Origin of the sequence: Sphaerimonospora cavernae, assembly GCF_042435035.1 — a bacterium.
GTDB lineage: Bacteria > Actinomycetota > Actinomycetes > Streptosporangiales > Streptosporangiaceae > Sphaerimonospora > Sphaerimonospora cavernae.
Genome location: NZ_JBHMQT010000013.1, coordinates 1 through 21,973, shown reverse-complemented (window position 1 = coordinate 21,973; position 21,973 = coordinate 1). Strand labels below are relative to the sequence as shown.

The 21,973-nt window shown below is 69.7% G+C and carries 19 protein-coding genes and 1 CRISPR repeat array; of the genes, 15 read left to right on the top strand and 4 right to left on the bottom strand.

Features of this window, described 5'->3' with window-relative positions:
- Window positions 1–145 precede the first annotated feature (145 nt).
- Window positions 146–1,033: a glycosyltransferase family 2 protein gene (locus tag ACFHYQ_RS08670; protein ID WP_394300582.1), complete on the top strand. Its 888-nt coding sequence runs from the start codon at window positions 146–148 to the stop codon at window positions 1,031–1,033.
- 21 nt (window positions 1,034–1,054) lie between these two features.
- Window positions 1,055–3,581: direct repeats of the CRISPR family, unit length 29 nt; unit sequence CGGCTCACCCCCACGGGCGTGGGGAGGAC.
- A gap of 132 nt (window positions 3,582–3,713) precedes the next feature.
- Here ACFHYQ_RS08670 and ACFHYQ_RS08665 read toward each other — a convergent pair.
- The 3 genes from ACFHYQ_RS08665 to ACFHYQ_RS08655 all read right to left on the bottom strand — a co-directional run bounded on the left by ACFHYQ_RS08665 (window position 3,714) and on the right by ACFHYQ_RS08655 (window position 6,351).
- Window positions 3,714–5,762: a toprim domain-containing protein gene (locus tag ACFHYQ_RS08665; RefSeq protein WP_394300581.1), complete on the bottom strand. Its 2,049-nt coding sequence runs from the start codon at window positions 5,760–5,762 to the stop codon at window positions 3,714–3,716.
- Between the two features lie 137 nt (window positions 5,763–5,899).
- Window positions 5,900–6,184 (bottom strand): hypothetical protein, encoded by a 285-nt coding sequence (locus tag ACFHYQ_RS08660; protein ID WP_394300580.1) that lies wholly within the window; start codon window positions 6,182–6,184, stop codon window positions 5,900–5,902.
- Window positions 6,181–6,351: a hypothetical protein gene (locus tag ACFHYQ_RS08655; protein WP_394300579.1), complete on the bottom strand. Its 171-nt coding sequence runs from the start codon at window positions 6,349–6,351 to the stop codon at window positions 6,181–6,183. The genes ACFHYQ_RS08660 and ACFHYQ_RS08655 overlap by 4 nt, the downstream gene beginning before the upstream one ends.
- A 244-nt stretch (window positions 6,352–6,595) precedes the next feature.
- On the opposite strand from ACFHYQ_RS08655, the gene ACFHYQ_RS08650 reads away from it, so the two are divergent.
- From ACFHYQ_RS08650 to ACFHYQ_RS08590, 13 genes are all read left to right on the top strand, one after another.
- Complete coding sequence (locus ACFHYQ_RS08650) at window positions 6,596–6,862, top strand: GntR family transcriptional regulator (protein WP_394300578.1); 267 nt, start codon at window positions 6,596–6,598, stop codon at window positions 6,860–6,862.
- A 367-nt stretch (window positions 6,863–7,229) separates the two neighbouring features.
- Window positions 7,230–7,784, top strand: coding sequence for a hypothetical protein (locus ACFHYQ_RS08645; RefSeq protein ID WP_394300577.1), 555 nt, complete (start codon window positions 7,230–7,232; stop codon window positions 7,782–7,784).
- Window positions 7,772–8,545, top strand: a complete 774-nt coding sequence (locus ACFHYQ_RS08640) for a hypothetical protein (protein WP_394300576.1) — start codon at window positions 7,772–7,774, stop codon at window positions 8,543–8,545. Before ACFHYQ_RS08645 ends, ACFHYQ_RS08640 begins: the two co-directional genes overlap by 13 nt.
- Before the next feature lie 50 nt (window positions 8,546–8,595).
- Window positions 8,596–9,243: an SAF domain-containing protein gene (locus tag ACFHYQ_RS08635; RefSeq protein ID WP_394300575.1), complete on the top strand. Its 648-nt coding sequence runs from the start codon at window positions 8,596–8,598 to the stop codon at window positions 9,241–9,243.
- A gap of 82 nt (window positions 9,244–9,325) precedes the next feature.
- Window positions 9,326–10,231 (top strand): CpaE/TadZ family protein, encoded by a 906-nt coding sequence (locus ACFHYQ_RS08630; protein ID WP_394300574.1) that lies wholly within the window; start codon window positions 9,326–9,328, stop codon window positions 10,229–10,231.
- Complete coding sequence (locus ACFHYQ_RS08625; RefSeq protein ID WP_394300573.1) at window positions 10,228–11,613, top strand: TadA family conjugal transfer-associated ATPase; 1,386 nt, start codon at window positions 10,228–10,230, stop codon at window positions 11,611–11,613. Before ACFHYQ_RS08630 ends, ACFHYQ_RS08625 begins: the two co-directional genes overlap by 4 nt.
- Window positions 11,610–12,473 carry a type II secretion system F family protein gene (locus ACFHYQ_RS08620; protein ID WP_394300572.1) on the top strand — a complete coding sequence of 288 codons (864 nt, stop codon included), beginning with the start codon at window positions 11,610–11,612 and terminating at the stop codon, window positions 12,471–12,473. Before ACFHYQ_RS08625 ends, ACFHYQ_RS08620 begins: the two co-directional genes overlap by 4 nt.
- Window positions 12,470–13,339 (top strand): type II secretion system F family protein, encoded by an 870-nt coding sequence (locus ACFHYQ_RS08615; protein WP_394300571.1) that lies wholly within the window; start codon window positions 12,470–12,472, stop codon window positions 13,337–13,339. The genes ACFHYQ_RS08620 and ACFHYQ_RS08615 overlap by 4 nt, the downstream gene beginning before the upstream one ends.
- A gap of 20 nt (window positions 13,340–13,359) precedes the next feature.
- Window positions 13,360–13,563: a hypothetical protein gene (locus ACFHYQ_RS08610; RefSeq protein ID WP_394300570.1), complete on the top strand. Its 204-nt coding sequence runs from the start codon at window positions 13,360–13,362 to the stop codon at window positions 13,561–13,563.
- Entirely contained in the window at window positions 13,560–14,171 is a 612-nt protein-coding gene (locus tag ACFHYQ_RS08605) for a TadE/TadG family type IV pilus assembly protein (RefSeq protein ID WP_394300569.1), read from the top strand. Before ACFHYQ_RS08610 ends, ACFHYQ_RS08605 begins: the two co-directional genes overlap by 4 nt.
- Window positions 14,168–14,605, top strand: a complete 438-nt coding sequence (locus tag ACFHYQ_RS08600; protein WP_394300568.1) for a TadE family protein — start codon at window positions 14,168–14,170, stop codon at window positions 14,603–14,605. Before ACFHYQ_RS08605 ends, ACFHYQ_RS08600 begins: the two co-directional genes overlap by 4 nt.
- Before the next feature lie 2 nt (window positions 14,606–14,607).
- Window positions 14,608–15,024, top strand: a complete 417-nt coding sequence (locus ACFHYQ_RS08595; RefSeq protein ID WP_394300567.1) for a pilus assembly protein TadG-related protein — start codon at window positions 14,608–14,610, stop codon at window positions 15,022–15,024.
- On the top strand, window positions 15,021–18,113 hold the full coding sequence (locus ACFHYQ_RS08590; protein ID WP_394300566.1) for a BTAD domain-containing putative transcriptional regulator: 3,093 nt from the start codon (window positions 15,021–15,023) through the stop codon (window positions 18,111–18,113). The genes ACFHYQ_RS08595 and ACFHYQ_RS08590 overlap by 4 nt, the downstream gene beginning before the upstream one ends.
- Before the next feature lie 245 nt (window positions 18,114–18,358).
- On the opposite strand, the gene ACFHYQ_RS08585 is transcribed toward ACFHYQ_RS08590, so the two are convergent.
- Window positions 18,359–19,438 (bottom strand): DUF4365 domain-containing protein, encoded by a 1,080-nt coding sequence (locus ACFHYQ_RS08585; protein WP_394300565.1) that lies wholly within the window; start codon window positions 19,436–19,438, stop codon window positions 18,359–18,361.
- Window positions 19,439–19,710: 272 nt separating this feature from the next.
- Here ACFHYQ_RS08585 and ACFHYQ_RS08580 point away from each other — a divergent pair, with 272 nt between their 5' ends.
- A complete protein-coding gene (locus ACFHYQ_RS08580; RefSeq protein WP_394300564.1) occupies window positions 19,711–21,915 on the top strand; it encodes an NACHT and WD repeat domain-containing protein in 2,205 nt (734 codons plus the stop codon).
- The last annotated feature ends 58 nt before the right edge of the window (window positions 21,916–21,973 follow it).

Below are 21,973 nucleotides of genomic sequence, written 5' to 3'. Positions count from 1 at the left end.
GCGTTCGCGCCGACGTCCCGGCTGCGCATCGCTAGGGTGATCCGCGGCAAGACGACGAAGCCCACGGATGACGAGACCACCGTGCTCGCCCTCGGCACGCGGCACCACTCCTATGCGCCGAGCTGTCGAATCCCCTCCGGGAGACATGATGACCAGCCTGAAGCCCACCATCGACGTGGTGGTCCTCACCATGAACGACCGGCCCGAGGCGTTCGGGCAGGCGATGGCTTCCCTCCTCGCCCAGCAAGACGTCGATCTACGCGTGGTCATCGTGGGTAACGGCGTCGAGCCCGACTACGTCCCCGTCGGCGTGCACACCGTGACGCTGCCCGTCAACACGGGCATCCCTCAGGGCCGCAACGTCGGCGCGGACGCACTCGCCGGCCCGGGCTGCGGCGAGTTCATCTTCTTCTTCGACAACGACGCCATCCTCCCTACGCCCGGCACGCTCGCCCGGCTCGTCGCCGAAGCCCGCCGCCACCCCGAAGCCGCCTACATCCAACCCCGCATCGCCGACCCCGACACCGGCGTCACCATGCGCCGCTGGGTCCCGCGGCTGCGCGCGGGCGACGCCACACGGCCCGGCACCATCACCGTCATGGCCGAAGGCGTCGTCCTCCTCCGCCGCGCCGACTACGAGCAGGCCGGCGGCTGGCCGGGCCACTTCTTCCTCTTCCACGAAGGCATCGATCTGAGCTGGCGGCTGTGGGACCTCGGGCGTACGGGCTGGTACGCGCCCGAGATCGTCATCCACCACCCCGCCACCGACCCCGCCCGACACGCGCAGTACTACCGCCTCGTCGCCCGCAACCGAGTCTGGCTCGCCTACCGACGACTGCCCGCCCCCCTGATCCCCATCTACCTGGCGACCTGGACGCTCCTCAGCATCATCCGGATCCGCTCCCGCGCGAACCTCACCGTCTGGTTCGCCGGCCTGCGGGAAGGCCTCAAGGGCGGCCACGGGCAGCGGCGTCCGATGACCTGGACCACCGTGCTGAGGCTCACCCGCGCAGGCCGACCCCCAATCATCTGATCCTCCAAGCACGAACCGGTGAGACTCACCCCCACAGGCGTGGGGAGGACGCCGCATGCTTGCCTGCCATCGGATCGCCTCTCGGCTCACCCCCACGGGCGTGGGGAGGACACAAGCTTGATCCTGATTTCGGTGTGGCCTCACGGCTCACCCCCACGGGCGTGGGGAGGACGGGGCACACAAAGTGTTCCTGCCTGGCCGTCACGGCTCACCCCCACGGGCGTGGGGAGGACGGACTCGCACGAGGCGTACGGCGTGGCCGCGTCGGCTCACCCCCACGGGCGTGGGGAGGACGAGTCGACCATGCCCGGCGTGCGGTCTGCCACCGGCTCACCCCCACGGGCGTGGGGAGGGCCGGGCCTGCCACTGGGCAAGCGCGTCACCGTGCGGCTCACCCCCACGGGCATGGGGAGGACTCCTCGAACTTCTTCGCCCCGCGCTCGATCCACGGCTCACCCCCACGGGCGTGGGGAGGACCCAGATCGACACGCGCTTGAGCACTGCGAGCGCGGCTCACCCCCACGGGCGTGGGGAGGACTTCGGCAGCGGCCACGGTACGAGGTGCGCCAGGGGCTCACCCCCACGGGCGTGGGGAGGACGGGCTGATCGTCTCCCGACCGGGCGTGGGCAACGGCTCACCCCCACGGGCGTGGGGAGGACCGCTGTAGGAAATCTAGACGTTACGCGATCGGAGGCTCACCCCCACGGGCGTGGGGAGGACTCATTACCCGTGGCAGGAAAGCGAACATCCTCAGGCTCACCCCCACGGGCGTGGGGAGGACTGGTCGATCTGGTCGCGGTGGGCGTGCAGGAGCGGCTCACCCCCACGGGCGTGGGGAGGACTGGTCGATCTGGTCGCGGTGGGCGTGCAGGAGCGGCTCACCCCCACGGGCGTGGGGAGGACCCTGGAACACGCCGCTGCAAGCTATCTGGAAGCGGCTCACCCCCACGGGCGTGGGGAGGACGCGGAGCTGCTCACGAATTTTGGGACGTTCACCGGCTCACCCCCACGGGCGTGGGGAGGACGTTCACCGCCGACCCGCCCGAGGTCAGGCTGACGGCTCACCCCCACGGGCGTGGGGACCGCGGGCTCGCGCGAGGCGGCGGGCCTCGCGCGGCTCACCCCCACGGGCGTGGGGAGGACGTCGAACAGGAACAGGCCGCCCAAGACGCGTGCGGCTCACCCCCACGGGCGTGGGGAGGACACCTCGGCACGTACCGCACGGCCGACCGCCTGCGGCTCACCCCCACGGGCGTGGGGAGGACGCGTCGAGAGCGGCGAGCAGCGTCGGGCGGGGCGGCTCACCCCCACGGGCGTGGGGAGGACCATCCGTGAGCAGATGGCCGAAAAGGTCGTGCCGGCTCACCCCCACGGGCGTGGGGAGGACGCAGGCGTTGGACGCGATCGCCTCGTCGGAGGCGGCTCACCCCCACGGGCGTGGGGAGGACATCACCATCAAGGGCGCACGGGTCGCAGAAGTCGGCTCACCCCCACGGGCGTGGGGAGGACGGCAACTGGCGGCGCGGCGGCGTGTGGATGAGCGGCTCACCCCCACGGGCGTGGGGAGGACTCGGCCGCCACCGAGACCGAGGTGACAGCGGCCGGCTCACCCCCACGGGCGTGGGGAGGACATGGTGTTGCCGACCACGCCCCGGAGCAGGGCCGGCTCACCCCCACGGGCGTGGGGAGGACGTATCCCAGCACGGCGGGACCCGGCGCGCGAGCGGCTCACCCCCACGGGCGTGGGGAGGACGACTCGGCGGGGACGGCCGGGCGTTCCATGCCCGGCTCACCCCCACGGGCGTGGGGAGGACCCACTCCCGCCACTGCCGCCGTTGACGTAGACCGGCTCACCCCCACGGGCGTGGGGAGGACAGGAATCACGCATGCGATACGTGAAGGGCGGCCGGCTCACCCCCACGGGCGTGGGGAGGACACCGGGCCGGTACTGGTATCTCGCGCGGAAGTAGGCTCACCCCCACGGGCGTGGGGAGGACCCACCGATAACGGCTACAGCTCAACCACGCACCGGCTCACCCCCACGGGCGTGGGGAGGACCTGAGAGCTGCACGCATGCACGTCCCGGGCGGCGGCTCACCCCCACGGGCGTGGGGAGGACGGCGGGGCCATGGACGGGGCCACGGCCTCCACCGGCTCACCCCCACGGGCGTGGGGAGGACCGAGCGGCGTCGCTGGGCTGCGCTTCCAGCAGCGGCTCACCCCCACGGGCGTGGGGAGGACCGATTCACGTGATGCCGACCCACCAATGGACCCTGGCTCACCCCCACGGGCGTGGGGAGGACAGATCAACGACGGCACGATCTTTTCCGACCTCGGGCTCACCCCCACGGGCGTGGGGAGGACCCCGTCGTGCCCCACCACTACTAGCGATAAAGAGGCTCACCCCCACGGGCGTGGGGAGGACAAGATCAACCCGAGCGCTAAGGGCGCGTGCGAGGGCTCACCCCCACGGGCGTGGGGAGGACCCGGGGGGTGCGGGACTGGTGATGAGAGCACACGGCTCACCCCCACGGGCGTGGGGAGGACACTTCCCGACCTGCGGTTTCACAATCTCACTTGTACTTTTTTGAGTGAGGTATGTGGCGCTTGGTCGAGCTCATACATCTGATCGACTATAGCCGCTGGATCGATCAGCAGCCTGTGCTCGTCGCCCGTGCCTCAGGGCTTTCGACGATGGCGTGCGGGCGATCTGGGTGGGGATGGGCGGCTTCGCGCAGGCTCTGGGCGTCCGCCTTCCGGCGGCGGGGCGGGAGCGTCCAGGTGCGCCATGGCAGCGGCAGTCGGGGGCGCTGCCGTGTGGTGTGGTGGGGGCGAGGGTGTCTGCTCGACGGCGGTGACGACGGCCTCGTTGACTGCCATCACGTCGAGGCCCAGGCGTGTCGCCGTACGGACGATCTGACGGGCGACGTGCTCCGACGGCAGGCCGGCGACGATCGGCGCGACCGTCTGCAGGGCTCGTAGCCGATCTTCGGCGAATCGCAGTCGCGGGAACCGGTCGAGTTCGGCGTCGACCACGACATCCGCGAGTGGCACCCGCTCGCCTTCCAGCAGCCGAGCGAGGGCCACCGGGCCGTCTTGGGCGAGGATCGCCGAGGGATCCCGCCCCTCGGGGAGGCGAACGGCTTCCGCGTCCGGCAGTAGGTCGAACACCCTGGCGGCGCCGCGCATCCCCGGCTGATCAGCGTCGAAGGTGACCACGACCCGGGCCGCGTCCAGGTTGGCGACCCGCGACAGGGCGGCGACCTGCGCGGGGGTGAGGGCAGTCCCGCAGGTGGCCACACCCGCGTACCGCCCGCCTCCGGCCAGGGTGACCGCGAGGGCGTCGAACGGACCCTCGACGATGACCGGACGGGCACCCGCGGCGAGAAGCCGGCGGTTCTCGGCCAGGCCGTACAGCACACTGCCTTTCGCCGCTCCTCGGTTGGCCAGGTACTTCGGCCCCCGGCCTTTAGGGGAGTGACGCGCGATGAAGCCCGCGATGTCACCCGCTTCCGTACGCAATGTCAGCACGATCCGGTCCTGGAAGGCGTCGACCAGGCGGGAGCCGCGACGCCTGGCCAGGCCGGCCGCCTCGATCAGCGTGTCCTCGTATCCGCGGCCTCGCAGATGCGCGACCAGCCCTTTCCGGCCGCTCGGCGCGTACCCGATCCGCCAGGCCCTGGCCGTCGCCGCGTCGATCCCGCGGGTGCGGAGGTACGGCAGGGGCCACCCGCGGCCCAACTGCCGGGCGAAGAACCGCTCGGCCTCACGGTAAATGTCGTGGATCTTCCCCTCTGACAGGGCCGCCCGGCTGGTCGCCGTCGGCTGCTCCCTCGTCGCGGGGGCTCGTGCGTCACTCGGCTCGGCCAGTGCGCCCCGCGTCCGGCCCTGCCGTACGGCTTGCGCCGCTGACGATGGCGCACCCTCCAGGTGGGAGCTGAGCAGCGCGGCGCTCAGGAGAATGCGGTCGCCGACCATGCGGATCGTGGCGAAGCGGGGCGCCCGGGGGTCGGATCCCGCCCAGCTGGACACGTTCGGGAAGACAATCCCCGAGGGGTTCATGCCGAGTCGCCGAAGGACCAGGTAGGCGACCGAGTCGGCCTCCATCTTCCAGCCGCCCCGGCAGTCGGGCGAGGTGACGGCAGGGACTCCGGCCGGGTGTTTCAGCAGGACGTGCCCGAGCTCGTGGGCCAGCGCGGCGACGGCGGCCGCGTCGTACAGGTGGTCGGCGACGCGGATGAAGCGGCGCCCGTGCTCGTTCTGCAGCACGGTCACGGCCACCCCGTCGTACGGCGACCGTACGACGGGGTAGCCCATGCGTTCGGCGAAGGCGGAGAGTGCTGTCAGGGCAGCTGCGGGCTCGAGTACGGCTGCCGCCGCTTCATCAGGGACCGGGGGACCGGCGGAGGGAGTCGGCCGGGTCTGCGCGATGTCGAACACGGTCGTCGGCCGCGCCGCATTCGGCTGGAGGATGCGGATCCCGCGCTCGCCCTTGACCACCTGGCGGCCGAGTCGCCGCCACGACTCGTAGCCTGCCAGCATCGTGGCGTCCGGCCGGGCTGCCCGGATGAGCATGAGGGCGGCGAAGCCGTACTCGCGATGGCGGGAGGCGAGGTCGAGCCACGCCGCCCAGTCCTGACCGCTGCGCAGCAGGGAAGCCTCCCGGGCGGCCGCGTCCAGCAGAGCGTTGGCATCGGGGCGTTCGGTGTCTCGGACCTCGTGAACCACGTCCTTGACGCTCCGCTGCCCAGGTTGCATCGCCTGTGACGTCGGTTCAACGCTCGGCCTGCCGATCGACGATCTCGGTGTTCCCGCGGGAGGGGGCATAGCGCGGGTGGCGAGCGGACGGGGTTACCTGTCCATGCTCACACGGCTCGACCGGTGATGATGTCGTGCCAGAGCTCCCGCATCCGGGCGGAGGGCAGCCACTCGGTTTCCATCACCTGTTGCCCGTTCTGGGCTCGGTCGGTCCGGCGGACGAAGAAGAGGCCGCCGGCCTGGCACAGCTCGTAGATCCGCGCCTTGCACTCGCACGTGTGCTCTTTCACCCTGATCCGAGCACTGCGGGGCTGCGGCTTCAGCCACCGGATCGTCACCGCGTCGGGCTGCGCGGCGGCGGCGTGAGTGCCGTGGTAGGGCTCCGGAATCACGCGTCCCCCAGGTGCTCGGTGGCGAGGCGGGTCTGCTCTTCGAGTTGTACGGCCAGGTCGGTGAGATCGGTCGCGTAGATGGTCATGGCGAGATCGGTCTTGAGGAGCACGTCGAGGGGGAACTGACGCCTCCGGGTCGCCGACGGCCGCCTGTTGCTGCGGACCACCCAGTCGTCGCCGTACGCGTCTACGAGCTTTTGAAGGGATACGTGGCCGTCATCTTCGGGAGTGGAATCTGTGCGAAGGTGGTTCAAGGTCAGGACCTCACTCCTGATCGGTGGGCCCGTCGACGTGGCGTCGTTGGCGGGCCCGTTTCTTTTCCGGAGCATCGGAATTCTATAAGCGCACTGTAGTGCACCACAGTGCTAGCCCGTACTGGTACGTGCACAATCGCTTCCTACAGTGCTTGTCGTGATCGACTTCCGCGAGGATCAGCCGAGATGGCGCCAGGTGCGCGACATCCTCAAGCAGCGCATCTCCTCTGGGCAGTACAAGCCCGGGTCTCGCGTCCCGTCGGAGCGCGACCTGCAGCAGGAGTTCGGCATCGCGGGCACCACGGCACACAAGGTGCTCGCCGCGCTGCGAGAAGAAGGCCTGATCAGGACCGAGAGAGGCATGGGCAGTTTCGTCACGCCGAGCGAGGGTCCGAACGAGAGCGACCTCGCGGAGGAGGCGTAGTCCTCGCCCGTTCGCGGTGCCGCGGTGCCGCCGGTGGTCGCGGCCGGTGGCATGCCCGAAAGTGCGGGCAGCAGGATCCGACCTGGGTAAACGGCTGTAGATAATCGACGTCGCGAGCCGGGACGCCGTCGCGCCCGCGTGCGCTCTTAAATCCGCCCGCGCTTCTCCGTAGCGTGACGTGTCACGGCGTGAGCAATGGGTCCGCTCGACTCTTTTTGGTGTGTCCGTTGGTCCGCTCAGCTCTGAAAACCACTGGAAGAGCTGAACAACCTGGTCGCCAACCGGGGTTTGCCCTTGATCTAAATTGACGACCCATTTACCCTACAGTCCGCGATTGAACGACTACGGAAAGTGTTGAGTGACTCGCATGGCGTGGCGAACGGGCTCTGCCCTCCTGGCTCTCGTGGTGGCCGTCTCAGGCTGCACTGCTTCGCAGGGCGTCAGCCGTACGGCGACGCCGGTCGCGTCGCCCAGCGGCAAGCCCGCGCTGGACGTCCCGTCCCCGCGAACCACTTCCGAGGAAGAGGCCGTCATCGCGGCCTATACGGCTTATTGGCCGGCATCCAACCGGGCGGTCACCCTGCCGCTCGAGGAGGCACGGCAATTGCTCAGCCAGTACGAGACCGACGACCAGGTCAAGGGTGCTATCGCGGGCATCAAGCGCTACCAGGCCATGCACCGCGAGGGGTGGGGGGAGGTTGTCGTGCACGTCCAGAAGGTCACGGTGAAGGGCGACAAGGCCACGCTCCGGGATTGCATGGACGCCTCCGGGTCCGGAGAGGCTGACTCACGTACTCAAAAGCTCATCCCCGGCACACTCAGCAGCCCGTACCTCGCCGTCGAGGCCGTGCTGCACCGGGGCGCCGACGGGCGGTGGCGCCTCGCGCAGAAGAAGGCGCTGGGAACGAAGTGCACGCGGTGACCGCCCTGCTCGTCGCCGCGGCGATCGTCACACCCGTGACCGCCGCGGCTCCGGGGCCCGACAACGGCAACGGAGCCGTCTCACTTCCGACAGGCTGGGAGATATGGGCCAAGAGCGGTTCGAGTAAGCCGGCCAGCCCCGTTCGTGCCCGACCAACGGTGGCCCCGAAAGCAACCGAGGGAGTCGATCCCGATTGCGCGCCTGACGGGTCCCAGTCGCCGGACCGCTTCTACTGCTCGCTCGTCCGGCCGGGAAGCGGCAAGGCGGCGGTGACGCCGCAGATGCTGGCGGCCCAGGCCGTACGGGAGCTGGTCCTGCCGCTGCCGCAGGTGCGGACCGCGCCGCCGCGAGGTCGGCCGGCCATGGTCGGGGTGCCGCAGTGGTTCTGGCTGTACGGCGACGGCCAATGGAAGCCGATCTCCAAGCGCGTGCAGGCCGGCGATGTCTGGGCCGAGGTCGTCGCGTCGCCGCGGCGGCTCGTCATATCGCCGGGCACGGGGCTCCCCGACGTGGCCTGCCAGGGCCCCGGCAGCGTCTATGACCCGGATCGGCCGCCGAAGGAGCAGCAGAGCGGCTGCACCTATCTCTATGAGCGGTCGTCGGCCGGCCAGCCCGGAGGTGTCCACCGGGTGTCGGCCACGGTCGTGTGGGGCGCGACGTGGCGGGGCTCCGGGGGAACGGGAGGCGCCCTCGCCCCGATCAGCCGGACGACCTCCTTTTCGCTGCCCGTGGCCGAGGCCCAGGCCCTGGTGGCCGAATGAGCCGGGGTCCGTTCGCCCCGGTAACCGCATCACATGAGGAGCTTCCCCCGATGGTCCGCACCCGTACGCATGAGACGGTCAAGGCGCCTGCCCTGCCTCGCCAGCGCCGACCGGCGATGTTCCTGCTCGTCGTGGTCTTCATCGGGCTGGGCGTGCTGGCCGGGCAGTACGCCTACAGCCGGCTCGACAAGCGCAGTTCCGTGGTGATGGTCGCGCGTGACGTGGCCATCGGGCAGGTGATCGGTCAGGACGATCTCACCGCGGTGCGGATCGCCGCGGATCCGATGGTCGCCACGGTCCCGGCTGAGCGGCTTTCCGAGATGGCCGGCCGGGTCGCCGCCGTCGACCTCACGTCCGGGACGCTCCTTTCGGACGGCCACACCACCGACGCGATGACTCCCGGGCCCGGCCAGCAGCTGGTGCCGCTCGCGCTCAAGCCCGGCCAGCTCCCTGCCCGTGGCCTGCGCGCCGGAGACCACGTCCTGGTCGCCGCCGAACTGACCGATCCCGGCCGGCAGGCGGCCGCCACCGCGACGAAGGACATCCCCGCGACCGTGGACCGGGTGAGTGAGGCCGATCCCGACGGGACGAGGGTCGTCGACCTCCTGGTCGGACCCGGGGTGGGTGGCCTGATCGCGCGGGAGGCCATGCGCGGGCACATCGCCCTCATCCTCACCTCTCGGGGGGACGCCCCGTGACAGGAAACACGTCTCGCTCACAGTGCTTCCGCTGCCCGTACGGCTCCCGCCGGCCCGGCGGCCGGTCGAAGGAGGTGCGGGGATGACGTTGATCGCGGTCGTGTCCCCCGGCGGTTCGCCCGGGGTCACCACGGTGTGTCTGGCCGCCGCGTTCAGCTGGTCCAGCCCGGTGCTGGTCGCCGAGTGCGGCGAAAGCAGCGTGCTGCCGGGCTACTTCGCCGGGCAGCAGCCGTACCGGGCCAGTGTGGTCGAGGTGGCCATGACGGCCGCCCGAGATCTCGGCGCAGCGCGGGCGCAACTGGAGGAGGAGACCATCGCACTGGACGGCGACGCCAGGCGGAAGCTGCTCCTTCCCGGGGTGGCCGACCCACGCCAGGCGCTGCAGATCAAGGACTCGTGGCCGCAGATCGCCGAGGTGCTGAAGACCACTAATCGCATCGTGCTCGCCGACGTCGGCGCCCTCGGCGTGGAGAGCGTGCCGTACGCGATCCTCACCGCCGCCGACGCCGTGGTGCTCGTGCTGCGCCCGACGGTGCGCTTCGTGGCCAGGTCCGGACCGCGCATCGAGGCGCTCAGCCGCGGCCCCCTCGCGGCCACGCCGCGATACCTGCTCCTGATCGGCGAGGGACCCTACTCACCGGCCCAGATCAGCCGCGCTCTCGGCGGAACGCCCGTCCTGGGCATGATCCCGATGCTGCCCCGCGCGGCGGAGATCTTCTCCGACGGAGCCCCGTCGCGCGGGAGATGGTCGGCCCGGTTGCAGATGTCAACCCTTCTGCAGGCCGCCACAGGCTTCGGCGTCGAACTGTGGAAGCGGTTCGAGGCCGAGCCGTACGGCCAGGCGACCGTCCCGGACGCGGGCGAACCGCCTGGTACGGCTCGGCCGCCGCAGCCGGACCTGCCGTGGTCGGCGACGCCGCCACCGTCATTCGGCGTCGTCCCCGCCCTCGATCCGGGCCTCGACACGACGACGGGAGGCGGCCGATGAACGAGCATCCGCTGTGGCTGGTCGAGGACCCCGGCGCCGCGACCGTCGCCTGGCCGGCGGTGCCGCGGAACCGGGCCGTCTCACCGGTCCCCGGGTTCCCCGAGCCCACAGCCGACGACCTCGACGACGTGACGTTCCGTACCGCCGTCGACGAGATCAGCGCCCGCGTCGCCGAGGCATTGGAGGCGGTGGCCACGCGCGAGGAGGCCGTCCAGGTCATCCGGACCGAGACCACCGCGTGGGCACGCGAGCGGCTGACCGGCGGGATCGTCATCTCACCCCGGACGCACGCACGACTGGTCCGGGCCGTCGAGGACGAGCGGTACGGCCTGGGCGCGCTGGAGCCGCTCATCGCCGACCCGGCCGTGCAGAACATCGACATCAACGGCTGCCGCGAGACCTGGATCACCTATGCCGACGGGAGCAAGGTGCGCGGCCCGGCGGTCGCCGGCAGCGACGAGGAACTCGTCCAGCGCATCCGGATGTGGGGCATCCACGGCGGCCAGACCTCGCGGGAGTTCTCCACCGCGACTCCGCTGCTCAACGCCGCGCTGAAAGAGCGGGTACGGCTCGCGGCGGTCATGGCCGTCACCCCCCGCCCGCACGTGTCGATCCGCTGCCACCGGCATGTCGACGTCACCCTGGCCGACCTGGTCGGGCTCGGCACGCTCGACCCTGGACTGGCCGCCTTCCTGGCGGCAGCCGTACGGGCGCGCAAGGACATCCTGGTCGCGGGGAGCGTGAACGCCGGCAAGACCACGCTGCTGCGGGCCCTGGCCGCCGAGATCGACCCGGACGAGCGGATCGCCACCCTGGAAAGCGAGTACGAGCTCTACCTGGACCAGCTGCCACACCGGCACCGGGACGTCGTCGCCATCGAATCGCGGCAGGCCAACAGCGAGGGCCACGGCGAGATCACCCTGGACGCGGCGATCAAGCACTCGCTCAGGCTGAACCCGGTACGGATCATCGTCGGCGAGGTGCGCGCCGACGAGGCCTGGTCGATGCTGCAGGCCATGAACTCGGGCCAGGAAGGCTCACTCTGCACCATCCACGCCAACTCGGCCGAGGAGGTCTTCCCCCGGCTGCTGATGCTGTGCCGCTCCGGCGGGCTCGCCCTGTCCTCGGAGGACATCCATGGCATGGTCGGCATGGCGGTCGACTTCGTCGTTCACATGCGGCGGGACGCGCGCACCAACCGGCGGTACGTCAGCGAGGTGCTGGAGGTCCTGCCGCCCGCCGACACCCCGATGCCCGCCCGCAACCACGTCTACCGTCCGGGCGGTCCGGATGGCCGGGCGGTCCCGGCGACCTCGCCGCAGTGCATCGACGAGCTGGTCGCCGCCGGTTTCGACCCCGCCCTGCTGTGGAGGGCGTCATGACCGGCTCGCTGCTCGCGCCGCTGGCCGGCGGGCTCGTCGCCACGGGCCTCGTCTGCCTGGCGGCAGCCGTACGCGGCCAGAGTCCGGCCCCGCCCCGGCCGGACAGCAGGATCGCATCGCTCACGGGGGCCGTACGTGACCCCGCGATGCGATGGCAGGGCGGGGCGGCGGTCCTGCTCGGCCCCGCCGTGCTGCTGCTGACCGGCTGGCCGATCGCCGGCCTCGCCGCCGCGGCCGCCTGCTTCGCCGTACCGCGCCTGGCAGGAGGACGCGGCGCCAAGTCGCGGATCGCCCGGTTGGAGGGGCTCGAGCAGTGGACGCGCCGGCTGGCCGACATGCTCAGCGCCGCCTCCGGGCTGGAGGACGCCCTGGCCCGCGGCGTCGAGCACCCGCCCGAGGCGATCGCCGCCGAGGTACGCGACCTCGGCCGAAAGCTGGCCATGCGCTTCGACACCGAGCAGGCGCTGCGCGCCTTCGCCGACGCCCTCGACGACCCGGTCGCCGACTTGATCGCCGCCGCGCTCATCCGCGCCTCGGCACGGCGGGGTGCGGGCGTACGGCAGGTGCTGGGCAATCTGGCGGCCATGGTCGCGGCGCAGGTCGCCGCGCGCCGGGAGGTCGAGGCCGAGCGCGCCCGGCACCGCGCCACCATCCGCTGGATCATGGTGTTCCTGCTGGGCTACAGCGTGTTCGCCGCGCTGAACAGGGAGTACGTGGCGCCGTTCAGCACGACGGCCGGTCAGGTGGTGCTCGCCGGCGTCGTCGCCTGCTACGGCATCGGGTTCTGGTGGCTGCACCGGCTCGGCAACGCCCGGCCTGCGGGCCGGTTCCTCCTTCGGGAACACGGGAGGTCGCGGTGAACGTGTTGTTCGTCGTGTCCGGCGCGCTGGTTGGCTTTGGGCTGTTCCTGCTGGTCCGCGAGCTGCGGCCCGCGCCGCCCCGGCTGGAGGCGGTGGTGGCGCGGCTGCGGCACGGCTACGTCCCGCCCGACACCTCGGGCGGCGTGGCCGAACGGATCGGCCGGGTTTTGGCCGCCCGCCTCGGGTCGCTGCCGTGCCCGCGCCGCGACCTCGCGCTGCTCGGGCGATCGGTCGAACGGTTCTACGCGACCAGGGCCGGCTGCGCCGTACTCGGACTGACCCTCCCGGCCGTCGTCTCCGCGCTGCTGTCGGCCACGGGCGGCAGCCCGGGGATCGCGCTACCCGCCGGAGCCTCGCTGCTGGGCGGGCTGGTGTTGGGCCTGGTCCCCGACCTGAGCGTCCGGGCCGAGGCCGCGCGCCGGCGGGCCGACTTCCGGCACGCCATCACCGGCTACCTGGATCTGGTGGCGCTGGAACGCAGCGCGGGCGCCGGACCGGCGGACGCACTGGAGAAGGCCGCATCGGTCAGCGACGGCTGGGCGTTCGCCCGCATCGCCGCCGTACTGGATCAGGCCCGCCGCAACCAGCGGCCGCCCTGGGAAGGGCTGGCCCGGCTGGGCGAGCAGGTCGGCGTCGCCGAGCTCACCGACCTGGCCGACATCGCCGCACTGGCCGGACAGGAGGGCGCTCGCGTCCTGGAAACGCTGATGAGCAAGGCCGCCTCGATGCGCGGGCAGGCACTGGCCGCAGCCAAGGCCGAGGCCAACGGCCGCACCACCACGATGGTCATCCCGATCGCGTTGCTGGGCGCGGCCTTCCTGCTCCTGTTGACCTTCCCGCAGATCTATCGGCTCGTCGCCAGCTGAACAGGAAAGGAGAGCCGCCGATGCGCCTTCCCGGAAACCACCTGCCCCCGCAGATCGACAGCCTGCTTGTACGGGCGAAGGTGTTGGGGCACCGCCTGCGTGAGGACCGGGGTGCCAGCACCCTGGAATGGGTCGTCCTCACCGCTCTCATCATCGGCATCGCCATCGCCGCCGTCGCAGTCCTGAAGAGCAAGGTCGACGAATGGCTCGGAAAGATCCCATGACCACTCCTGCGGCCACTGCCGTCGAGGCACGCCGTCCCGCTTCTTTCGGGCCCCGGTTCCGGGACGGCCGCCCGCCGGACACCGACCACCTGCGCGGCTTGGCCCACACGGGTGGTTCGATCGATCAGGACGGTTCGGCCCGCCGACGCCCGGGCCGCATCGATCGCCGTACGGTTTCCGCCGATCGGGGGCGTGCCCGGCCCTGCGGGAGCCGTACGTCGGGGGAGCAACTGTGGGAGAAGGGTGCGGCCACGCTGGAGATGGTCGTCCTCTTCCCGGTGCTGCTCCTGGTCCTGGCGATCGCCGTGCAGGCCGTCTTCGTCTACCAGGCCAGGTCCACCGCCCAGGCGGCAGCGCAGGAAGGAGTCCGGGCGGCCCGCGCCCACGGAGCGGCACGCTCCGCCGGGGGCGCGGCGGCGCTGCGGTGCGCCACCCGTGTCGGCGGCGCCTTCCTCCTCCAGCCGTCGGCCCGGGTCGGCGGTGATGCCCGCACCGTCGAAGTGGTCGTCTCCGGCCGGGTCCCGACGTTCCTGCCCGGAGCCGACTGGACCGTCTCGGAGGCCGCCCGAGCCCCGGTCGAACGCTTCATCCCCGCGAGCCGGCCATGAGCGGGCTGTGCCGTACGGGCGCTATATCCGGCGAGCGGGGGAGCGCGACGCTGGAACTGGTGGTGCTCGCGCCCGTGCTGCTGGCCTTCATCGCGCTGATCGTGTTGGTCGGGAAGGTGGCGAACGCCTACGGCGCCGTCGAATCGGCTGCCCGCGACGCCGCCCGGCAGGCCTCCATCGCCCGCGACCCGGCACAGGCAAGGCAGGCCGCCACCGCCAGCGCGGCCGCCGTACTGCGCCGCGAGGGCCTGCGCTGCGGGCCGTCCGTCTCGGTGGACACCTCCGGGTTCTCCCGGCGTATCGGCACCGCCGCGCAGGTCACCGCCCGGGTTTCCTGCGTGGTGCCGCTCGGGGATCTGCTTCCGGGGCTTCCCGGCAGTAAGGCGGTCCGGGCGTCGTTCACCTCGCCCATCGACCCGTTCCGCGGAGCGTGATCATGAAGTGCGATCGGGGATCGGTCACGGTGTTCACCGCCGCGGTGGTGGGCCCGCTGATGCTGCTGCTCGCGGCCTTCGCCTGGGACGGCACCGCAAAGCTGCGCGCCGGGCGGGAGGCCTTCAACATCGCGGAGGAGGCGGCCCGGGCCGGAGCCGGATACGTCGACCGGCGCACCGCCTACGCCGACGGCCGTTACGTGGTCGACCAGGCCGCCGCGCTGCGGGCCGTACGTTCCTATCTCGCCGCCACGGGATATCCCGGGAGCGCGTCGCCGGTTGGGACCCAGGCCATCCAGGTCCGCGTACAGGTCACCAAACCCACCTTGTTCCTGGCCCTGATCGGCGTCAACGACATCGCGGTGACCGGCACGGCCACCGCCCGTCTCGTCCCCGGCGTGGAGGGAGAGCTCCGATGATGCGATTCCGCCTGCTCGACGGCCTGCGGGCGCTGCTCGCCACAGCCGTCCTGGTCGCGCTGATCCTTGGGGTCCCAGTGGCCCTGCGTGCGCTGGCCGGACCCCTGCTGCCCGCACACCTGCCCAGCCTGGACGAGATCGGCCACGCGCTCACCCACCGCGACGACGGCACCCTCTTCCTGGGCGTGGTGAAGGTCGCCAGCTGGGCGGCGTGGGCCGCCTTCGTCGTCACCACCGCCGTCGACGTCGGCTATCGGCTCCGCGGCCGTGTCACTCCGCGCCTGCCCGGGCTCGGCCCGGCCCAGTGGCTGTCCGCCCAGCTCATCTCCTCGGTGACGCTGGCCGTCAGTTCGCCGGCCGCGTTTATCGTCGCCGCCGTACCGCCCGCTGCGGTGGTGGCCACGGCGTCCGTCGCGCTGGCCGACAGCGCCGAGCAGACCACCGCCCCGCCGGACACCGCGCATGAGCCCATCCGGCTCGCGGGCGCCGTCCACCAGGACGTCGCGTCGCCGGTTCCGTCGGGCCACTCTTCGGCGGACAGGTCCGGGACGCCCGACCAGGCCCAAGCCCGGCTGGTACGGCTCACGCACGCTGCATATCAGGTGCGCCGTGGCGACTGCCTCTGGACGATCGCGCAACGGCACCTCGGCGACGGCGAACGCTACACCGAGATCGTCCAGCTCAACCAGGGCCGCGTCATGACGGACGGGGCACGGTTCGCCCAGCCCGACCTGATCCACCCGGGCTGGGTGCTGCGCATGCCGACCATGGCCAAGCAACTCGACAAGATGGAGCTGCCCGGGCCGGATCGGCACCCGGGCCACCCCGGCGGCGGCCCCGAGTTCTCCCGCCCGCACGACGGGGCGATTCCCGCGCCTTCGGCCACGGCGAAGGCGGCGAGCCCGAAGTCGGCGACTTCGACGAGGGCAGGAGAGAGGGCGGGAGCCGTACTGGATGCGCGACCATCCGCCGAGAGCCCAAGCTCCGCGAGCCCGGGCGCCCGCCAGGCCCAAGCCGTACCGGTACAGCCCGAACCGACCGTGGTCCTGCTCACAGACGGCACCGGCGCACGGAACGGCGATGCCGCGATGCCGGTGGCCGCCGCCTTCGCCGGGGGAGTGGCGGTGGGCTCGCTGTTCACCCTGGCCCGCCTCCGGCACGCGCAACGGCAATCACGCCGCCGCGGCCGCCGCATCGCGCTACCCGCCGATCCCGGCGTCCTGCGTGCTGAGCAGGAGCTGCGCCGCCTGGCCGTACCGGAGGCCCGGGCCCGCGCCCGCGAGGCGCTGGCCCGTCTCGGCGGCGCCGTGGCCGCTACGAGGCGCGATGTCCCGCCCGTGCTCGGCACGCGGGTCTCGGCCGAGACCGTCGAGGTGTTGCTGGCGCGGCCTTCGGGTACCGCTCCCGCCCCCTTCACCCAGGGCCGTTCCAAGGCGACCTGGCGACTCGACATCGGGAAAGCCGCCCGACCAGATGACGTGACCGAGGCGCTCCCCGCCCTGCTCACCACAGGGCACCTGCCCGAGGGGCAGGCGCTGCTGGTCAACCTCGAACACCTGCAGGTCGCCGTCGTGTCCGGCCCCGACCAGCTGGCCGACCGCCTGCTCGTGACCGCCGCCACCGAACTCGTCACCGCAGACGGGCCGTGGTTCGACGTGCTGGCCGTCGGGTTCCCGGAACTGGAGGCCGCCGGAGGACGCGTCCGCACCTGCACCGACCTGGCCGAAGCGGTGGGCGTGCTGGCCGACCGGGCTCGGGAACTACGCGGACGGCTGGCACAGACCGAAGGCCCCGAGGACGTAGCCGGCCGTCGCCTCTACGACCCGGACGGTGACTGGGCGCTGACCGTCCTGATCAGCAGGGATACACCCTCGGCTGATCAGATGGCCCGGCTGATCGACACGGTCACGGCGCTGCCGGGCGGCCTGGCCGCCCTGGTCCCCGGAGGCACCGCATCCGCGCCGAGCCGGTTCGCGCTGTCCCAGGACGACGACGGCCCGCTGCTGGAGGTCGCCCCGCTGGGCCTCGCCGTACGGCCTCACCTGCTGTCGATCGAGTCCTACGAGCGGCTGGGAGAGCTGTTCACCATCGCCGGCGACACGGGAGATGTGGCCGCCGACGCCCCGCCGTACAACGCCTACGCGCGCGAGAGCCTGCTGCCCCTGGCGACCGGCGCGACGTCTTCATCGACAGCGCAGCCGGACGCCGGCCAGCAGAAAGGCACGACCTCAGGGCGCGGGGGAGACGCCGAACATCAGGAAGGAACGGTGCCGGCGACTGACGGAGACGCCAAACCGCAGGGCGGAGGGGAGGGAAACGCGGGGACGGCCGAGCCGACGGCTACGCACGACCAGGCGATGGACGTCGTGCAGGTGTCCATCCTCGGACCGCTGGAGATCACCGGAACGGCCGCCGACCTCCAGCCGAAGATGGCCGAACTCGTGCTCGCCCTGGCGCTGGCCGGGCCGCCCGGGCTACGCAACGTCCAGCTCGCCTCAATGATGGGCCCCGACCCCGACACCCCCAAGCCGTCGGACCAGATGCGCCAGCTCATCACCCGCACCCGGGGCAAGCTCGGCAAGACCCCCGACGGGCAGGCGCGGATCCTGTGCGACTCCGCCTACGTCTACCGGGCCCACGGCATCGTCCTGGACTGGACCCGCTTCCAGGATCTCGCCGACCGCGGCGCCAAGCGCAACTCCACAGCCGACCTATGGGAGGCACTCACCCTGGTCCGAGGGCCGGTGCTGGACGGGTGCTACCACTGGTGGCTGGAGACCCCACTGATCGAGAACATCCGGGCCGAGATCGTCGACGCCGCCGACCTGCTCGCCGAACTCGAGCTCGACGCCAGCCGCCCCGACCGCTCCGCACGGGCCGCCCGGCTGGGGCTCGGATCCGACCAGTACGCCGAGCAGCTGTGGCGGGCACTGATGCGTGCCGAGTACGAGGCCGGGAACATGAACCGCGTCCACGAGGCATGGAAAGCCTGCCTGAAAGCGGTCGCCGAGGTCAGCGCCGACGGCGACCCCCACCCCGAAACCACCGCCCTCTACCGCCAGCTCACCAGCACTCGTCGCACCGTATGAAACAGAACGTTGCTCCTTGGCGGTCAAGGTAGCTCTCCTGAGCCGCTGCACGGCATCTGACTGTGGGCAAGCCGATCAGTGGCACGGTGAGGTCGGTCACCTGGCGGGCCCGGCTCTCCTCAAACCAAAACAATCACCGACGCCAGTCGGTGGTTGTTGCTCATTCTGAGCTGACCCGTAGGCTGCCCCACGGGTGGTGTCAACTCGACCCGCAGCCCTTGTTGCTTGTCTCGGACGCCTCAGTCCTACCCCGTCAGCAACCTCCCAGCCTCCATAGCAAACCTATCCACTACCAAAAACGCCTTGCCCAGCTCGTTGAGCGTCAGCTCCAGCCGGTAGAAATCAACCTCGCCACCGCCATTGCGGTACGGACGGATACGTCCTGCAACCAGACCCCGTTTCCACTCCTCGAACGATTCCGTGAAGAGCTGGTCCTCCTCATTCCAAATACAGCAATCAGCTTTATACTGGGCATACTCCGCCTCGTCGTACGTCTCCTGGTGTAGGTGGGCGTCCGCCCATGCGAACAGCTTCGGCACCACCTCGGCGTAGCTGGCGAGGCCGAGAAACACGCCCCAACTGGCCAGCTCCTCAGGCTTCTCGCCGTCCTCGTTATCTACGCCCAGTGAGATAGAGCCTCGCCCTGAGCTCTTGTTGATCCACTCCTCCATGTCCACCACCAGCCGCTTGCCGCTGGCCAGCATCTCCATCCAGGGCTTCGCCAGCTGCAGCTCACGGATACGCAGCTCGTACGGGTTGCCCTCGGCAGCCTCCCGCAGGGGCTTCCGGGCGCTCGCATCCAGCACCTGGGCTTCCGGCACCAGCAGCTTCCAGCCGCCGGTGGACGTCTTGACCAGCGTTTTCCGGTTCACCAGCTGCCAGTGGCAGCGCTTCGTCTCCGGGTGGTACAGCACGATGACCACCGGCAGTGAGTGGTTCGTCCAGTACTGCACATGCGCCGTGTCTGGCCGTAACCACCAGCCTCTTGGCCCGGTGTCCTTGAACCAGCTCATGCCGCTCTTGATCTGCAGAGCCAGCAGCCGACCGCGCACATCCTCGCCGTCCACCACCTCGGCCTGCGCGTCGATGCCGTAGTCCTCGGTCGGCTGGTTGCGAAACAGCCAGCCCAGCTCATCCTCTATGGCCTGCTGGGTGTGGGTAACACCCTCGCTGGCGATCTTGGCGGAGGGGTTGCGTCGCATCACGGGGACATCTTCTCGCTTCTTCGGCGTGTGACGCCCGAGGAGTCTTCGTCGCGCGCCTGTGAGAGCGACCGGAAAGCCATGCTCCGGCCCCGAGACGCCCGGGTTGTCTTGTCCGCTCATCGTGATCATCCGACGCTGCCGAGATCGGCCTGTACAAGACCGAGTTGATCAAACCCCGCGGGCCGCGGCGCCTGGGTCGCCTGGCAACTAAGGTGTCGTGCTGCACACCTTCGAAGCCGGTCGCTACTCAGGATGAAAAAGGCTCCTGGTGTGCTCGAACCTCAATGAACTCCGATAACACCTGACATCGCGGCTCGAAACAGCTTATGCTGCATCCATACTGAGTGCTCCCCTGATCTGCTCAGATTCACAGAGCTCGAACAGTGAGGATCGTGAGTCAAAAGAATAGAGCGCGACTGGATGTCCGTTCCCTCTTGCTAGGCCTGATATTCGGCTTCGGAACCAATCTGATCACGGCGAATCCAGAGGACTGGTGGACGCCCTTACAGGTAATTGATCAGTACGCTCCTGTATGGCTAGTGACCGGGATATCTGCCGCCCTGCTGTACGAAGGCATTGTACGTTATCGCGAAAACCGTCAGCGATCCTGGCATGGCCCGGACAGTCCGTATGCGGGCCTGTCCCCCTACACAGCTGACAGATCACCGGTCTTCTTCGGACGAGAGTCCGAGGCCGAGAAATTACTCTCGCGACTCAACCGTTCCGGCGTCGATCCTTCCATGCGATTCATCCCGGTGGTCGGTCCCTCCGGAGTGGGAAAGTCCTCCCTTGTACAAGCAGGCGTACTTCCCGCACTGAATCGACACTGGACGATCATCGGCCCTCTACAACCCGGACCGAGTCCATTCCTCGCCCTGGCCAACGCGCTCGTATCGCGAGACGACGTCTCTCACCAAAGGCGCACGCAACTCGTGGTGAAGCAGGCAAGATTACTGCGAGATGAAGCTGCACAGTTGCGATGCACGGGCACCGGGCGGCCCGACGTTCTTCTATCACTTCTCGCAGAGCAGCAACCTAAAACTCAGCGGTTGCTCATCTTCGTGGATCAGTTGGAGGAGACGATCACCCTCTCCTCGCCGGAGGAACGAGGCTTATTCCTGGCCTTGCTCCGGGCTGGCATGACGGCACTCCCGACGATGCACACACTCGCGACCCTGCGTCCAGACGCGCTTGCCCAGTTCTGCAACGGTCCGGACGCGCCACTCTTCGCTCATCCCTTCCGCGTAGGTCCGCTTGACTCTCAGCGACTCCGTGACGTCATCATGAAGCCCGCCGCGGCCACCGGTCTCAAGATCGAAGGCCAGGTGGTGGAGCAAATGCTCGCCGAAGCCACCGTCGGGGATACCCTTCCGCTCCTTAGCCACCTTCTAGAGCGACTACATCTGAACTGTGGCGCGGAAGGGACCATCACCTCCGAGGCATTCAACCGAGTCGGACGCGTGATAGGTGCCATCACCGATCATGCGGAAGAGGTGTACGAGAGCCTCCTAGCGGTCTATCAGCCGAAGCAGATCGACGAGACGCTCTTGCGTTTTGTCTCTTGGAGCGCACACGAGCCGGTCCGCAAACCTGTACCTGCGCTTGACCTCGATTCTGTATCACTGCGAGTGGTGGAGGAGTTTCGCATCGCCCGACTCATCGTGGACACCGACGACGGAGCCAGCTTCGACCTGGCCCACGATGCCCTGTTACGCCAGTGGGACAGGATCCGCAACCTGATCGCCCAGGCCGAGGACCGTTTGCGAAACCTCGCCTTACTCGAACTCCGGGCCCAAAAGTGGTTTCTCTCCTCCCGGCCCGCTGACGACCTGCTACGGGGCGGTCCCCTGGAAGATGCCCGAGCCCTTGTAGCCATCAGTTCGGCCCCCAGCATCCTGCGAGAGTTTCTAAAGGCATCGCAGGCGGGGGAAGAGAAGGCTGCCACCCGGAAGGCGGAAGAAGCCGCCGAGCGCGCTCTCCATTTGCGAGAGCAAGACCGAGCACTAGCCGTAGCCGCTGCGAGAGAAGCCGCTCGATCGGCATCGGGGTCGTCGAGTGCCGTACTCGCACTCTGGGGCCTCATCGAAGAGCCCGCGGTCGAGCGCCTCCCCATAGGACATAGTGCAGGAGTGCTCTGCTTCACATGGCTCCAGGATAGCTCCGGAATAGTGTCCTTAGCCAAGGATCGATCGGTTTGCATATGGGATGTGCATGGAGAGCTAAGCAAATTCTCGAGCCTACCGTACGAGGGTGAGACAGATTTAGGGCTGGCCAAAATATCAGCAGACGGATCACGTGTCTTATTGGTCGAGAACGACTTCCATTCATCTCTATGGGATTTGCAGAACATGCACCGCCTTGGACGATCCAACTACCCAATGAATTTACGCATGGAACTCATGACGTACGAGTGGTCTCCGGATGGTCAATTCCTCGCCGGACAACCGGATTATTCAAACATACTCGTGTGGATGGTATCGCATAAGGAGAAAGGTGAAGATGTCACACAGCAAACCATTCCAACTCCACATGTCACGGCTCTTTCTTGGTCTCCTGATCAGAGCGCGATCGCCTATCTCACCGACTCCTCACTGTAAACAACCAGCCGGTGCGCAGAGCGTGATGGCCGCTGGCCCGGCGTCGATCTGACCGCTC